Origin of the sequence: Methylobacterium sp. Leaf117 (assembly GCF_001422985.1) — a bacterium.
Taxonomy (GTDB): domain Bacteria; phylum Pseudomonadota; class Alphaproteobacteria; order Rhizobiales; family Beijerinckiaceae; genus Methylobacterium.
Genome location: NZ_LMNL01000039.1, coordinates 1 through 15,314, shown reverse-complemented (window position 1 = coordinate 15,314; position 15,314 = coordinate 1). Strand labels below are relative to the sequence as shown.

Below are 15,314 nucleotides of genomic sequence, written 5' to 3'. Positions count from 1 at the left end.
CTCCCGACCGCGCCGCCTTCCGCCAGATCATCGAACGGCCGCCGCACGCGACAGCGCGTACGGTGGCCGTTCGCGTTGGAGCACCGGTTTCCCGTCGATGACCGTCCTGTCGCTCGTCGCCCCGATCTTCGGCCTCATCCTGGTGGGATGGATCGCGGCTCTCGCCGGCTTCCTGTCCGACAAGGTCAGTGACGGCCTGTCGGAATACGTCTTCTCGATCGCGGTTCCGGCCCTGATCATCGCGACGCTGACCCGTCCCGGGCTCACTGGCGAGATCACGCCCTCCTACTGGGTCAGCTATTTCGGCGGGGCCGCCCTGTCCTGGGGAATCGGGTCGGCGCTGAGCCTGCGCCGCAAGGGCGTCGAGCGCCGCGGGGCGATCCTCCACGGCTTCGCCGCCAGCCAGTCGAACACCGTGTTCATCGGCGTGCCGATGATCCTCCAGGCCTATGGCGAGGAGGGGGCCTTCCCGCTCTTCATGCTGCTGGCCGTGCACCTGCCCCTGATGATGGGCTGCGCCACCTTCTTGATCGAGGCGGACGGCGAGACCTCCATCCTGCGGCGCCTGCGGGGCCTCGCCCTGGTCCTGCTGCGCAATCCGATCTTCCTGGCGCTCGTCCTGGGCCTCGCCCTCAAGGCCATCGGGGTGGCACCCACCGGCATGGCCAAGGCGCTGGTGGATTCCCTGGCGGGCACGGCCTCGACCTGCGCGCTGATCGCCCTCGGTGCCGGTCTCGTCCGCTACCGGGTGCTCCACGACATGCCGAGCGCCCTGGTGATCACCAGCCTGAAGCTGGTGCTGCATCCCCTCGCGGTCTGGGTCCTGGCCTTCCACGTCTTCACCATGCCACCGGCCTATGCCGGGGTGGCGACCCTGTTCGCCGCGATGCCGGTGGGTATCAACGCCTACCTGCTCGCCGCCCGCTACAAGACCGAGACCGGCGTGGTGGCCGCCGCCGTGATGCTGTCGACCCTGCTGGCGACCTTCACCACGATCGCCTGGCTGACGCTCCTCGGCCACGCCTGACGGCGCGGCGGAGCCGTTCGGGTCGCGCCGATCTTGACCGCCGTCCGGCCTGTTTGTACCGATCGGTACAGGACCGGGAAAGCCGCGGTCCAGCCGTGCCGGAGCCTTGCCGATGTCCGAGACCCTTGCTGCCGAATCGCGTCCTCCACTGCCGCCCTTCACGCGGGACACGGCGATCGTGAAAGTCCGCGCCGCCGAGAACGGCTGGAATGGCTGCAACCCGGAAAAGGTCGCCCTGGCCTACACCGCCGATAGCCGGTGGCGGAACCGCACCGAGTTCTTCAGCGGCCGGCCGGCGATCGTGGATTTCCTGCGCCGCAAATGGGAGCGCGAGCACGAGTACCGCCTGATCAAGGAGATCTGGGCCTTCACCGAGGACCGGATCGCCGTCCGCTTCGCCTACGAGTTCCACGACGCGGCGGGACAGTGGTTCCGCGCCTACGGCAACGAGAATTGGGCCTTCGACGCCAACGGCCTGATGCGCGAGCGCCATGCCAGCATCAACGACCTCGCGATTCGCGACACCGAGCGCCAATTCCACTGGGACCGCGCCGCCCCGCGTCCCGATGACCATCCCGGGTTGAGTGATCTCGGCCTGTAAGGGGCCGGTACCGGTGTCGATGTCGGGGGTCGTATCGGCGGCATCGTCGCGGGCGCGTGCACGGGAGGCCGCGATCCCGGTGCTGGCGGAGGTGTTTCGCGAGCACGGCTACGCAGGGGCCAGCCTGGCCCTGCTCGGCGCCCGCACCGGACTCGGCAAGGGCAGCCTCTATCACGCCTTTCCGAGCGGTAAGGCCGAGATGGCGGAGGCTGTCCTGGACGCCATCGAGGCCTGGTTCGAGACGCGTCTCTACGCTCCCCTGCGCGACGAGTCCGATCCCGAGGCGGCGATCCGGCGCATGCTGTCCGAGACCGAGGCGTATTTCCGCTCCGGGGGCCGCGCCTGCCTCGTCGGCGCCTTCGCGCTGACCGAGGGCCGCGACCGCTTCGGCGACCGCATCCGGCGCTACTTTGCCGTCTGGTGCGATTCGCTGGCGGCGGCCCTGCGGCGCAGCGGGTTTACCGACGCGGCGGCGAAAGGCTTGGCCGAGGAGACCGTCGCGGCCATCCAGGGCGGTCTGGTCCTCGCCCGCGCCCTCGACGACCCGGGGGCATTCGGTCGGACGCTGGAGCGCCTGCGGCCGCGGTTGATCCCAGGGGACAGGGATAGGACAGGGGCTGATGGCAGGGCGGTCGGGTAGGCGTCCTGCCTGACGGATAGGCGTCTTGGCCGAAGGCCGGAGCGCATCTCCCTCCCCCGCAGAGGGGGAGGGACGAGCCGGCGCCCCCGACGAACGCCACAGGGCATCCGGGATCAGCTGCCCGGGGTGAGCTTCAGGATCTTGCCGTCCGGGCCGTCGGTGACGGCGTAGACCGCGCCGTCGGTGCCGACGCGAACATCGCGGATGCGGTCCTCCAGGGGAATGCGCTCCTCGCTGACGACCTTGTCGCCGTCGAGTTTCACCGCCACGAGGCCCTGGCTGACGAGGCCGCCGATCAGGAAGGCGTCCTTCCAGGCCGGGAAGGCGTCACCGTTGTAGAGCGCCATGCCCGAGGGGCCGATCACCGGGTCCCAGTAATAGACCGGCTGGGCGGTGCCGCCCGCCTGGGTCTTGCCCTCGCCGATCTTCTCGCCGCTGTACTCGAGGCCGTAGGTGACTTCGGGCCAACCATAATTGACGCCGGGACGCGGGCGATTCAGTTCGTCGCCGCCGCGCGGCCCGTGCTCCACGGTCCAGAGCCGCCCCTGCGGATCGAGGGCCGCGGCCTGCACGTTGCGGTGGCCGTAGGACCAGATCTCGGGCTTGGCCTTCTCGCCGCCCGTGAAGGGATTGTCCTTCGCGGCATTGCCATCGGTGTCGATGCGGAAGACCTTGCCGAGACCGCTGGTGAGGTCCTGGGCCTGGACGCGGGTGACCTTGTCGGAGCGCTCCCCCACGGTGACGAAGAGCTTGCCATCCGGGGCGAAGACGAGCCGCGAGCCGAAATGCTTGTCGCCGTCATAGCTCGGCATCTGCCGGAAGATGACCTTGACCTCGTCGAGGCGGGCGGCGCCCTTGTCCTCGACCAGTTTGGCCCGCAGCACGCTGGTGCCATTGCCCTTGTCGCGCGGCTCGGCGTAGCTGAGATAGATCAGACGGTCGGCGACGAAGCTCGGGCTCAAGGCCACGTCGAGCAGGCCGCCCTGGCCGCGGGCATCGACCTTCGGCACGCCGGGAATCGACGGCCCAACGGTTCCGTCCTTGGCGACGATGCGCAGCTTGCCGGCCTTCTCGGTCACCAGCATGCGTCCGTCCGGCAGGAACTCCATCGCCCAAGGGCTGTCGAGGCCCTTGGCGACGACCTCCGTCTTCACCTTCGTGGCGACCTCGGGCTTGGGAGCGCGGGTCTGGTTGGGCAGCAGCGGCTTGTAGGGCGCATTCGGCGCCTCGGTTTCGGCGGGGCTGTTGCCTGTGGCGGAACTGGTGGGCGCCGCGAAGGCGTCGCCGCCGATCGTGGGCTGCCGGGGTTCGGCGCCCGCCGGCTCCTGCGCGTGGACGGCCGCGCCGAGGCTGAGAAGGGCTGCGGTGGCGAGCAGGCTGTGCGGGATGCGCTTCACGTCGGATGGTCCTCCATGCCGGCACGTTGGCCGGCTCCGGGTCGAGCCCCCTCGGGCAGCGGCCGGGCCGCCGCCGTCGGGATGCCTGGGACATGGGGCGACGGACACGCTTTGGCGAGGGTGGCGGCCTCTCGGGCCACCGTCGCGGGGTTCGGAACAGGTCCGACCAGCCTCGTCGGACTCGACATCTGAAGGGGTCCGACGAAGAGACCAGGTGGACAATTCGAAGAGTCCAGGGGAGCGCAGCCCTGCATCGGCCACAGGACGCCTTGACCGTTCCCCGCCGCATCGCCAACTCTGGCCTTCGACGATCCGTCTCGCGGCTCGATGTCGCGACGCGAGGACGGCGGATGAGACGTTTCGCGAAGAGCGGAACCGGAAAGGAAGTTTCCCATGGCGACGGTGAAAGTGACCGACGCGAGCTTCGAGCAGGACGTTCTCCAGTCCGCGGAGCCGGTCGTAGTGGATTTCTGGGCCGAGTGGTGCGGCCCGTGCCGTCAGATCGGTCCGGCGCTCGAGGAGATCTCGGCCGATCTCCAGGGCCGGGTCAAGATCGCCAAGGTCAATGTCGACGAGAACCCGGGCATTGCCGCCCAGTACGGCATCCGTTCGATCCCGACGCTGCTGATCTTCAAGGACGGCCAGCTCGCGAGCCAGAAGGTCGGCGCCGCCCCGAAGGGCGACCTGTCCCGCTGGATCCAGGCGAGCGCCTGAGCGCGGCGCGCGGGGCCGGTTCGGCGCCGCGCCCCACGGCCTGAACGGACAAAGCCCGGCCGCGAGGCCGGGCTTTTTTGTGGGGCGTCGGATGACCGAACGCCGATGATGGCCCAAACGAAGAAGCCCGGCCTTGCGGCCGGGCTCCCTCGTTTCGAGACCGTAGATGTCGGCTTAGTACGAGCCGAACTTGTAGTTCAGGCCGGCGCGGACGACGGCGAACTCAGCGCCGCTGTTGCGGTTGGTGAAGCCGGGCTGACGGTAGAGAACGTTGTTGGTGTCGACGGCGTAGACGCCGGCGTTGCGGTTGTTGTTCTCGAGGTTCACGTACAGGCCTTCGACCTTGAGCGTGACGGCCGACGAACGGAAGAAGTTCAGGAACGAGTCGGTCGGGAGCGCGTACTCGATGCCGCCGCCAGCAGCGTAGCCGGTGCGGAAATCGTCGTTGCCGCGGAAGCCGCCGAAGTTGCGCTCGTTGCTGCCGGCGCCGTAGGCGAAGCCGCCGGTGCCGTAGAACAGGACGCGGTCGAAGGCGTAGCCGAGGCGACCGCGGACGGTGCCGAAGTAGTCGAGGCTGGCGGTGCCGCGCGGATCGACGAAGGTGACGCCGGCGATCGGAGCGAAGCCGGGGGTCAGGACGAAGTTGTTCCGGCTACGGCACCACGCCCGAACCCGGGGTGAACTGGTAGTTGTAGCCGATCTGACCGCCGCCCGTGAAACCCTCGTTGGAGTTGTTCGAGTAGGCGACCTGCGACGGACCGCCGTTGAGCGGAGCGACGAGGTTCGGGAACACGTTGTTGTAGACGTTGGTGCCGCGGTCGGAGGCGTCGAAGCCGTAACCCGCGTTGAAACCGGCGTAGAAGCCGGTCCAGGTGAACACCGGCACCGGCACGAACACCGGCGGAGCGGCGCGGCGCGGCAGGTCAGCGGCCGAAGCGGCTGCGGTGAGGGCCGTGAAGGCCGCGAAAGACGTAAGAAGCTTGTTCATTATTCTGATCCCCAGCGAAGTGCCCGATCGAGGGAGAACCTACTTCAGTTTCCACAGCCAAGATGTAGCGCCGCGGTCACACCGCAGAGTTGATGTGAGCGCCGATGGGACTGGAAAAGGTTAGGGAATTCAGGTCGGCGGCGTTCCGTTCGCAGTCAGGACTGCGCCGACGAGGTAGAGCGAACCGCAGATCAGAATGCGTGGCGGTTGCTCGAAGGCGATGTCGGAAAGACTCTCGAGAGCCGCTTCGACACTTGAGGCCACGGCCGCGTTCAGGCCCACATCCGTGGCGATGCTGGCGACCTCTTCTGCCGGCCGCGCCGCCATCTGTCCGGCGATCGGGACCGCCACCAGGGCGCGGGCCAGACCGACGAAGTTGCGCAGGAACCCCTCCGCGTCCTTGGTCCCGAGCAGGCCGACGATGAGCACCAGCGGGACGTCGGAGCGCTCGCCGAGATCCGCCATTGCGGCGGCGAGGATGCGCCCGCCATCGATGTTGTGGCCGCCGTCGAGCCAGAGTTCGGCGCCGAGCGGCACCAGATCGGACAGGCGCCCGCGGTTCAGCCGCTGCAGGCGCCCCGGCCACTCGACGGCGTTGAGCCCGGCCTCGATCGCGGCGGTGCCGATATCGCCGAAGCCGGCGGCCCGCAGAGCCGCGATGGCGGTGCCGGCATTGGTGAACTGGTGCCGGCCGTTCAGGCGCGGCTTGGGCAGGTCGAACAGGTCGGTGTCGTCCTGGTAGACGAGGCGCCCGCGCTCGGCATGGACCGAGAAATCCTGGTTGCCGACGCGGATCGGGGTGGCCCCCACCGCTTCGGCGAGCTGGCACAGCACCGAATCGGCCTCGGCGTAATCCTGCGCGGCGATGATGGCCGGGCATCCCTTCTTGAAGATGCCGGCCTTCTCGGTGGCGACCGCCTCGACGGTGTCGCCGAGATATTCGGCGTGGTCGCGCCCGATGGGCGTCACCACGGCCGCCGCCGGCCGATCGATCACGTTGGTGGCATCGACCCGGCCGCCGAGCCCGACTTCCAGCAACAGCACGTCGGCCGGATGCTCGGAGAACAGCAACAGGGCGGCCGCGGTGGTGATCTCGAACACGGTGATCGGCTCACCCTCGTTGGCGGCCTCGCAGCGGGCCAGGGCGTCGGCCAGCTGATCCTCGGGGACGAAGTGTCCGCCCCCGATGGCGCCGATGCGGATGCGCTCATGGAAGCGCACCAGATGCGGCGAGGTGTAGACATGGGCCGCCAACCCGGCGGCCTCGAGGATCGCCCGCATGAAGGCGATGGTCGAACCCTTCCCGTTGGTGCCGGCCACGTGGATCACCGGCGGCAGCTTGCGCTCCGGGTGGTCGAGACGGGCGAGCAGCCGCGCGATCCGCCCGAGCGACAGGTCGATCGTGCGCGGGTGCAGGGCGAGGAAGCGCGCCATCAGCGCGTCGGAGGAATCCATGATCGAACGTCGTGTGGCGGAGGGGAGGGGATCGCGGAGAAGGAATCGTGGAGACGGACGCGCGGCGTGTGCCGCTTCAGGCGAGTTCCGCAACCGGGGCGGCCGCCCGGACCGGCGGCGACCCGGGCTCCTGGTTGGTCAGGAGGCCGCACAGGGTCGCGATCGTGTCCTTCAGGGCGTGGCGGTGGACGACCTGATCGACCATGCCGTGGTCGCGCAGGTATTCCGCCCGCTGGAAACCGTCGGGCAGCTTTTCGCGGATGGTCTGCTCGATGACGCGCGGGCCGGCAAAGCAGATCAGCGCGCCGGGCTCGGCCAGATGGATGTCGCCCAGCATCGCGTAGGAGGCGGTGACGCCGCCGGTGGTCGGGTTGGTGAGCACCACGATGTAGGGCAGTCTGGCCGCGTTGAGCCGGCGCACCGCCACGGTGGTGCGGGGCATCTGCATCAGCGAGAGGATGCCTTCCTGCATGCGGGCGCCGCCCGAGGCGGAGAACAGGACGTAGGGGGTGCGCTTGTCCAGGGCGGTCTCCGCGCCGCGCACGAAGGCTTCGCCGGCCGCCATGCCGAGAGAGCCGGCCATGAAGGCGAAGTCCTGCACCGCCAGGGTCATCGGCAGGCCCGAGACGCGGCCGAAGCCGACCTTGAAGGCGTCGGTCATGCCGGTCTTGGCCCGGGCATCCTTGAGCCGGTCGACGTAGCGCTTCTCATCGCGGAACTTGAGCGGATCGGCGGCGACCTCCGGCAGAGGCACGTCGATCCAGGTGCCCTCGTCGAACATCATCTTGAGGCGCGCCTGGGCGCTCATCTTCAGGTGATGCTCCGAGCCGGGGATGACCCAGTGATTGCTCTCCACCTCCTTGTGGAAGACCATCTGGCCCGTATCGGGGCACTTGACCCACAGGTTCTCCGGGGTCTCGCGCTTGAACAGTGTCTTGATCTTGGGGCGAACGACCTCCGAGATCCAGTTCATCGGTTCAACCATCATGCGACGGTGTCCTTGTGCGGGTTCGAAGCGAGCGAGCCGGAAGGTCTCGTGAAATTGCGTCAGGCGCGGGGCGCGGAGCGCACGCCCTCGGCCAACTCGCGCACCAGGGCGCTGACGGCCGCGACCGTGCCGCCGTTCGAAGCGCCATCGGCGTCGAGGGTGGCCCGCATGGCGTCGACCAGGGCGGAGCCGACCACCACCCCGTCGGCCCCACGAGCGATCGCCGTGGCATCGGCTCCGGTCCGAACCCCGAAGCCCACCACGATCGGCAGGTCGGTGTGGCGCCGGATTCGGTCGACCGCCGCGGCCACCCGGTCGAAGTTCGGCGTGGCGGTTCCGGTGATGCCGGTGATCGACACGTAGTAGACGAAGCCCGCGGTGTTCGCGAGGACGGCGGGGAGCCGCTTCTCGTCGGTGGTCGGCGTCGCGAGGCGGATGAAGGCCAGCCCCTTGGCCAGCGCCGGCAGACAGAGTTCGTCATCCTCCTCCGGCGGAAGGTCGACCACGATCAGGCCGTCGATCCCGGCGTCGAGCGCATCGTCGAGGAAGCGCTCGACGCCGTAGGTGTGGATCGGGTTGAAATACCCCATCAGGATCACCGGCGTCTCGGTGTTGCCCTGGCGGAAGCGCCGCACGAGGTCGAGGGTCCGGGCCACGCCCTGGCCGCCCTTCAGGGCACGCAGGCCCGCCGCCTGGATCGCGGGGCCGTCCGCCATCGGATCGGTGAAGGGCAGGCCGAATTCGACGATGTCGGCTCCGGCGGCCGGCAGGGCTTCGAGCACCTTCAGCGAGGTCTCGGCATCGGGATCGCCCGCCATCACGTAGGTGACGAGAGCCGCGCGGTTCTCGGCGCGGCAGCGCGCGAAGGTCGCGGCGATGCGCGCCTGACCGGGATTCACCGAACTCGTCATCGTCATGACACCCACGTCGAACGGTCCTCGGCGCCGCGGCGGGGGCGGCTCGGGATCAAGCCGCCGCGCCTACACCATCAGGACCGGCCCGTGAAGCGCACCGCCGCACCGCATCGCATTCGATCCCGATCCGCAACGGTTTCTTAACGGCCTTTCGAAAGCCCGCCTTCAAGTTCCTTTGGCATGGTCCCTCGCGGCAGGGGTCGGTCCTGCCGGAGGCCGGTCCCATGACGCTGCAGGATGTCCCGCTGCAGATTTTCGCGATGCCGCCCTGGGTCTGGCAGACCGTGGGCCTTGGTCTCGTATCCGGCGGGTTCGGCTTCGCGGCGGGCTGGTGGGGCCGCGCGCGCCGGGGTGCCCCCGGCCCAACCGTTTCCATCGAACGCCCTGCCTTCGCCCGCGACGGCAGCCGGACCGAGCAGCTCGAGGACCGGGTCTGGCGCCTGTCGGAGAGCGAGGAGCGCTACCGGGCGCTGGTCGAGGCCAGCACCGAGATCATCGTGCAGCGCGACGCGCAGGGGCGGATCACCTTCGCCAATGGCGGCTTCGGGCGCCTCGTCGGTGCCGAGCCGCTGTCGCTGGTCGGTACGACACGGACCGCCGAGGTCCTGGAGACGAACGAGGGCGTGCGAAGCTCGGATGGAATCCGCCGCGTCGAGATGCGGCTGGTCCCCTTCTCCGGCGCGCCGCGCTGGTATTCCTTCATCGAGATGCCGATGCCGGGGGGTTCGGGCGAGCCCCAGTGGCTGCGCGCCGGCACCGATATCACCGAGCGGGTCGAGGCCGCCCGCTCCCTGGACGAGGCGTTGAACCGGGCCGAGGCCGCCAACGTGGCGAAGTCCCGCTTCCTCGCCACCGTCAGCCACGAGTTCCGCACCCCGCTCAACGGCATCCTGGGCATGGCCGATCTCGTCCTCGACACCGGCCTCGACCCGGAACAGCGCACCTATGTCGAGGCCGTCCGGACCTCCGGAAAGGCCCTGCTCAGCCTCATCGACGGCATTCTCGATTTCTCGCGGATCGAGGCGGGCCGCCTCGATCTCGCCGCCGAGCCGTTCGATCCGGGCGAGATCGCCGAGGCCGTGGTGGAGCTGCTGGCGCCGCGCGCCCAGGACAAGGGCATCGAGATCGCCGTCGACATCGCCGACGACATCCCGCGCCTGGTGGTCGGCGACGCCGACCGGGTCCGCCAGATCCTGATCAACCTCGCGGGGAACGCGATCAAGTTCACCAATGCGGGCGGAGTCGGCGTCGAGCTGCGCCGCGAGGCCGGCGACCTCGTCATCGCGATCTCGGATACCGGTCCGGGCATCCCGTCCGAGCGCATCCCGATCCTGTTCGAGGAATTCGAGCAGGGTGACAGCAGCGCCAGCCGCCGTCACGAGGGCACCGGGCTCGGTCTCGCCATCACCCGGCGCCTCGTCAACCGGATGGGCGGGCGCATCGACGCGACCTCGCGCCTCGGCCAGGGCAGCACCTTCTCGGTGACGTTGCCGCTCCCCGTCGCGGCGGCGGATCGCGAACGGCCTCCGAGCCTGTGCGGGCGCCGGGTCCTCATCGTCGCGGCCTCGCCCTTCCAGGCGCCATTCCTGGCCCGGCGGCTCAGCCGCTCGGGTGCGTCCGCCCTCGTGGTGCCGAACCTCGATGCCGGTCTCGATGCGATCGCGGCCGCCGCCTTCGATGCGGTCCTGGCCGATCGCACCCTCGGCGACGCGGCGGTGCGCACGCTGGCGCTCGAGGCCCGACGCTGCGGCGTGCGCTGCAGCCTCGTCCTGCTCTCGCCCTTCGATCGCCGCGAGTTCGGCACCCCCGCCGCCGCCGGCTTCGACAGCTATCTGGTCAAGCCGGTGCGCGCCCGCTCTCTGTTCGATCGCCTGCTGGCGCCCGCCTCGTCGCAGGCCGAGTTCGTCGCGGCGACGCGGCGCGGATCGGAGGAACCCGGCGCCGCGATTCCGGCGCGTCTGCCCGCCACCGCGCTCGAAGCGCCGGCAAATCCCGGCGCATCCGGTCCGGTCGCATCCTCTCCCCCGACCGCCGGACCGCGCGTGCTCCTCGCCGAGGACAACCCGATCAACGCCCTGCTGGCGACCAAGGCCCTCCAGCGCCTGGGCGCGCAGGTGGTGCTGGCCCATGACGGGGAGGAAGCGCTGGCCCGCATCCGCGAGGCGACCCCCGACACCCCCTTCGATCTGGCCCTCTTGGACATCCGGATGCCCGGGATCGACGGCCTGGAGACGGCCCGGCAGATCCGCGCGATCGAGGCCGCCGAGGGGGCGCCCGCCCTGCACCTCGTGGCCCTCACCGCCAATGCAGGCCGGGACGACGAGCGCATCGCACGCGCGGCGGGCTTCGACGGGTTCCTGGCCAAGCCCCTCGACCTGCGCGCCCTGCCGGGCCTGCTGGAGCGCCGCGCGGCAGCCGCCTGACCGCGACGGTTTTCGCTTATCGTTGGCGGATCGACCGTTAAGCGAGGACCGCGCCGCGCGATCACGTCAAGGTCGGGAGCGATCCTTTAGCGCCGAGGCACCGGTATCCCCGGAGCGTTGACACGCCGGGCGGGGCGCGCGAACACCGCGCCATGGCCGATCACCTTTCCCCGGATTCTCGTTCTCCGGATCTTCGTTCTCATGATTCTGCGCCCCCGGATGCAGGGACGCGCAGCCACGACCGCCGCGTCGCCTGGAGCGTCGTCGCGCTCACCGCCGTGACGGTACTGATCGGCGCCCTCGCGGCCGCGCCGGTTCATCACCCCGTTTCTCACCCCGTCGTGGCAAACCCGAGCCAGGACGCGACCTGCGCCGAATGGGGCGACGGCTGCCGCGTGTGCCAGCGCGCCGAGGACGGGATCGCCTGCTCGCTGCCGGGGATCGCCTGCACCCCGAAGGCGGAGCAGAGCTGCCTGCGCCGCGTCGGCGGCTGACGGATCTTTCTTCGGTCCTGTTCTCGGCCGGGTACGTCCGATAACCGACCGGGCCTGGCATCGGCCGCCATGAAGGGATCTTGCCTGATGCGGGAGGCTGCCTCGTGAAGGCCCCGCCGGTCTTCCGCTTCGCTCCGAGCCCGAATGGGCGCCTGCATCTCGGCCACGCCCGCTCGGCCCTCCTGAACGCGGCGCTGGCCGAGAGCGCCGGGGGACGACTTCTCCTGCGGATCGAGGACATTGATCCCGTCCGCTCGCGGCCGGAGCTGATCGCGGCGCTTCGCGACGATCTCGCCTGGCTCGGCCTTCGCTTCTCCCCGCCCGAGCGCCTGCAATCGGCCCATCTCGAAACCTATCGGCGCCAGGTCGACGGGTTCGCCGCCCGGGGCCTCGCCTATCCGTGCTTCTGCTCGCGCGGCACCATCGCGGCCGCAGTCGCGGCGGACACCGCGCGGAGCGGACAACCGGCGCCCCGCGATCCCGATGGAGCGCCGCTCTATCCGGGACTCTGTCGCGGCCGGCCGCCCGGGGAGGCCGCGGCGCGGCGGGCGGCTGGCGAACCGCATACCTGGCGCCTCGACATGGCGCGTGCGCTGGCGGCGGCCCCCGGTCCCCACACGATCACCCACGTCGCGGTCGAGACCGTTCCGGGCGAAGGCACGCCGGCGGGGGAGGGGAGGGGGCCTGGATACCGTGTCGGACCGGAGCATCGTGAGACCGCCGATCCCGCCCGCTGGGGCGATCCCGTGATCGCCCGCCGCGACGTGCCGACGAGCTATCACCTCGCCGTGGTGATGGACGATGCCGACCAGGGCATCACCCACGTCGTGCGCGGCGCCGACCTGCGCGCCAGCACCGACCTGCACGTGCTGCTCCAGGCGCTGATCGGCGTGCCGTCGCCGCGCTATCACCATCATGCTCTGGTGCTGGATTCCTCCGGCGAGAAGCTGGCGAAGTCCCGGCATTCGCCGTCCCTGGCGGACCTGCGCGCCGCTGGGGAGAGCGCGGCCGGAATCCGCCGCCGCCTCGGCTTTTCCTGACGCAACGCCTGCGTTTCGATCTCGCGTTCGAGCCGGCCCGGCGGCGCCGGCCTCAGCGCATCGCGTCCCGCTGCGCCATCGCGGAGGCCGTGCGCGACTTCTGCATGGTGCCCTCGATCTGCTCGCGTTGGCGGGTGAATTCGGCGAGCATACGGCCGTCGAGCTCACGCCCCCGGGGCACGCGGATCTTCATCGGATCGACGAAGTGGCCGTTGATGATCACCTCGTAATGGAGGTGCGCGCCCGTCGACAGACCGGTGGATCCGACATAGCCGATGACTTGGCCCTGCCGCACCTTGGCGCCGGGGGTGACGCCGCGGGCAAAGCGGGACATGTGGTTGTAGGTCGTGACGTAGCCGTTGATGTGCTGCAATTCGATGCGGCGGCCGTAGCCCGAATCCCAATCCGCCTTCAGCACGGTTCCGTTGCCGGCCGCCACGATCGGGGTGCCGATCGGGTTCGCCCAGTCGACGCCGGTATGGAGCTTGGCGTAGCCGAGGACCGGGTGGCGCCGATAGCCGAAGCCCGAACGCATGATGCCGTCGGCGATGGGCTTGCGGATGAGGAACTTCTTGAGCGAGCGGCCCTGTTCGTCGAGGTAGTCGATGGTGCCGTCGTCCGGGGACTGGAAGCGATAGACCTTGCGTGCCTCGCCGGCGAGGTTGAGGGCGGCATAGAGCAGTTCGGGCCGCTCGAGGGAGCCCTGCGGACCCTCGTCGTCGAAGGTATAGAACACGTCGAGGCTGTCGCCGGACGAGATCCGGCGCTGGAAATCGACGTCGTAGCCGAAGATCTTCACCAGGTCGTCGACCGCGCCCCTTGGGAGGTCGTGCCGGGCGGCCGTCTCGTACAGGCTCTGGAACAGGCGTGGGCCGGTGCCGCCTTCCTCTTCGCCGTCCTCGGTGGCGTCGGCCGCGACCGGCGCCGTCCGTGACGGGGCGTCCTCGGTCGGCGGCGCCACCGAGACGAAACCGCCCCGGTCGTTGATGGCGGCGATGCCCTCGATTCCGGTCTCTCCGTACAACACCACCCGCGTCACCTGGCGCGGGTCGCCGGGCTTCGGCCCGGGCGCGATCTGCACGCGGAACTGCTGGCCCTCGGCGAGGTCGGCGGTGCGGGTGCGCCCCCCGAGGGCCCCCACGATGCCGCGGACCTGCTCGTCGGTGGCCCGCGCCGCGCTCTTCAGCACGGCCTCCAGGGTCTCGCCGCGCTTGAGGGCGAGGTCGCGCTCCTCCACCAGGGGCGCCTCGCTGCCGGCCCCGGTCTTGCTCAGGCTGGTGACGTTCTCGGGCACCACGAGGACGTCGATGGACTTGAACGGCGAACTCTCGTCGGAAAGGCGCGCGGCGGCGTCGAAGCTGTTGGCGGCCAGGCCCTGCTGAAGGGTCCGCGACAGCATGATCTGCGGCGCGATCGGGATCGCGGTCCGGCGGCCGGCCTCGGCCGAGAGGCGGCGCTCCTCCTCGATCTGCGCCGCGACCTCGTCGTCGGACAGGGCCGGCGCCCCGGCCTCGACCTCCATCCCCACGAGATCGCGCTTGATCACCGAGACCTCGGCCCCGGGTGCGTCGCCGAGCCCCGGCTCCGGCGCGCGCTCCAGCGGCTCGTCGGTGCTGAGCTTCATCGGGTCGAAGCGGGGCATCTCGGTGGCGAAGACGCCGGTGGTCATCGACAAGGCGGTCGAGACGCGCAGGAAGGGCCGGACCTTGATGATCTCGCGATCCCCGAGGCGGACCGTCACCGGCGAACGGAAGCTCTGCTTGGCCGAGGCGATCATCAGGTTGCGTACCAGCCGATCGCTCTTGCGCGCCACGTTGGCGGTGCCGTCGCTCAGAGCCGGCCGGACCGCAGGGGCGGCGCGCTCGGGGATGGCGGCGAACGAGATGTCGCTCTGGAGAGAGACATGGATGGCGGCGCCGATCAAAGCGGCCCCCGTCAGGCCGGTGAGCGCACTGGCGCAGAGCCAGCGCAGGTTGACGTCGCGGCGATCGATCCGCGGTGCGTCGGGGCCCAGAAGGTCGAGGGCCGGGAGGCTGCCGGTCTGCGCGCGGGAGCGGTTGCGCCCGGGACCCGTCTGCTGGCCGGCACCGTCGCGCGCCTCCGCCGAACCGTCCGGGTGCCCGATCTTCAGACGGCCTCGCTGCAACGCCATGGTCCTCGAAACTGGCGGCCCGGATCATCCGGGACGGGATGCGGGCGCGCGACCGATGTCGTGGTCCAGCATGTCGAGATTGAGGCACGTTTGCGGGTGGGCGTCACGGCCGTGGGAGGGGAACCGGCCCGGGGCGCCGCCGATGGTTCCCGAAAAGCTGTTGACAGGCTCTGGGTCTGTGGGTATACCCCATTCATCGGCGAGCGGCCAAGGCGATTGGCGGCTTGCTTTTGCATCTCCTGACTGTTGATGGGTTGTCGCCTGGTGATCTGGGCGGTATTTCTGTCTGTTGTTGGTGTTCTTTGACAAGTGAATCTGAGAAAGAGAAGCGTGGGCGGCGATTATTGTCCTTGCGGATCCCTGTAGTGGGGATTGTGAGACATGACCCATCACCCCTCTCGACAATGAAATTGGCGCCATGCCCCGCCTGATGAATGCCTTCGAGGCGTAGAAGGCCGGGATCAGGCAGGCGCCGCTCCAG

The 15,314-nt window shown here is 69.8% G+C and carries 13 protein-coding genes and 1 pseudogene; 7 read left to right on the top strand and 7 right to left on the bottom strand.

Annotation, left to right across the window (positions count from 1 at the left end; genetic code table 11):
- Positions 1 to 97 precede the first annotated feature (97 nt).
- From ASF57_RS22895 to ASF57_RS22885, 3 genes are all read left to right on the top strand, one after another.
- On the top strand, positions 98 to 1,027 hold the full coding sequence (locus tag ASF57_RS22895; protein ID WP_056487991.1) for an AEC family transporter: 930 nt from the start codon (positions 98 to 100) through the stop codon (positions 1,025 to 1,027).
- A 112-nt stretch (positions 1,028 to 1,139) separates the two neighbouring features.
- Entirely contained in the window at positions 1,140 to 1,628 is a 489-nt protein-coding gene (locus ASF57_RS22890) for a nuclear transport factor 2 family protein (RefSeq protein ID WP_056488389.1), read from the top strand.
- Positions 1,629 to 1,647: 19 nt separating this feature from the next.
- Positions 1,648 to 2,268 (top strand): TetR/AcrR family transcriptional regulator, encoded by a 621-nt coding sequence (locus ASF57_RS22885; protein ID WP_056487988.1) that lies wholly within the window; start codon positions 1,648 to 1,650, stop codon positions 2,266 to 2,268.
- A gap of 113 nt (positions 2,269 to 2,381) precedes the next feature.
- Here the strand turns inward: ASF57_RS22885 and ASF57_RS22880 are convergent, their stop codons facing one another.
- Positions 2,382 to 3,665 (bottom strand): PQQ-dependent sugar dehydrogenase, encoded by a 1,284-nt coding sequence (locus ASF57_RS22880; protein WP_056487985.1) that lies wholly within the window; start codon positions 3,663 to 3,665, stop codon positions 2,382 to 2,384.
- A gap of 393 nt (positions 3,666 to 4,058) precedes the next feature.
- On the opposite strand from ASF57_RS22880, the gene trxA reads away from it, so the two are divergent.
- A complete protein-coding gene (gene trxA, locus ASF57_RS22875) occupies positions 4,059 to 4,379 on the top strand; it encodes a thioredoxin (RefSeq protein WP_056185158.1) in 321 nt (106 codons plus the stop codon).
- Positions 4,380 to 4,553: 174 nt separating this feature from the next.
- Here the strand turns inward: trxA and ASF57_RS22870 are convergent.
- From ASF57_RS22870 to trpA, 4 genes and pseudogenes are all read right to left on the bottom strand, one after another.
- A pseudogene (locus tag ASF57_RS22870) lies at positions 4,554 to 5,367 on the bottom strand (porin family protein).
- Positions 5,368 to 5,496: 129 nt separating this feature from the next.
- The gene (locus tag ASF57_RS22865) at positions 5,497 to 6,822 is read right to left on the bottom strand and encodes a folylpolyglutamate synthase/dihydrofolate synthase family protein (protein WP_056487982.1); all 1,326 of its coding nucleotides are present in this window, start codon (positions 6,820 to 6,822) and stop codon (positions 5,497 to 5,499) included.
- Positions 6,823 to 6,898: 76 nt separating this feature from the next.
- Entirely contained in the window at positions 6,899 to 7,807 is a 909-nt protein-coding gene (accD, locus tag ASF57_RS22860) for an acetyl-CoA carboxylase, carboxyltransferase subunit beta (protein ID WP_056488386.1), read from the bottom strand.
- A 62-nt stretch (positions 7,808 to 7,869) separates the two neighbouring features.
- The gene (gene trpA / locus ASF57_RS22855; RefSeq protein WP_244477095.1) at positions 7,870 to 8,727 is read right to left on the bottom strand and encodes a tryptophan synthase subunit alpha; all 858 of its coding nucleotides are present in this window, start codon (positions 8,725 to 8,727) and stop codon (positions 7,870 to 7,872) included.
- Between the two features lie 221 nt (positions 8,728 to 8,948).
- Between trpA and ASF57_RS22850 the strand changes: the two genes are divergently transcribed.
- The 3 genes from ASF57_RS22850 (at position 8,949) to gluQRS (ending at position 12,681) form a co-directional block, all read left to right on the top strand.
- Positions 8,949 to 11,147: an ATP-binding protein gene (locus ASF57_RS22850; RefSeq protein ID WP_082504355.1), complete on the top strand. Its 2,199-nt coding sequence runs from the start codon at positions 8,949 to 8,951 to the stop codon at positions 11,145 to 11,147.
- A 152-nt stretch (positions 11,148 to 11,299) separates the two neighbouring features.
- Entirely contained in the window at positions 11,300 to 11,641 is a 342-nt protein-coding gene (locus tag ASF57_RS22845) for a hypothetical protein (protein ID WP_056487980.1), read from the top strand.
- A 104-nt stretch (positions 11,642 to 11,745) separates the two neighbouring features.
- Positions 11,746 to 12,681, top strand: a complete 936-nt coding sequence (gene gluQRS, locus ASF57_RS22840) for a tRNA glutamyl-Q(34) synthetase GluQRS (protein ID WP_056487972.1) — start codon at positions 11,746 to 11,748, stop codon at positions 12,679 to 12,681.
- Positions 12,682 to 12,733: 52 nt separating this feature from the next.
- Here the strand turns inward: gluQRS and ASF57_RS22835 are convergent, their stop codons facing one another.
- Together ASF57_RS22835 and ASF57_RS26640 are read right to left on the bottom strand one after the other, a co-directional pair.
- Positions 12,734 to 14,827 carry a M23 family metallopeptidase gene (locus ASF57_RS22835; RefSeq protein WP_056488372.1) on the bottom strand — a complete coding sequence of 698 codons (2,094 nt, stop codon included), beginning with the start codon at positions 14,825 to 14,827 and terminating at the stop codon, positions 12,734 to 12,736.
- Positions 14,828 to 14,857: 30 nt separating this feature from the next.
- The coding region (locus ASF57_RS26640; RefSeq protein WP_210166833.1) for a hypothetical protein at positions 14,858 to 15,314 on the bottom strand (457 nt) is incomplete at its 5' end.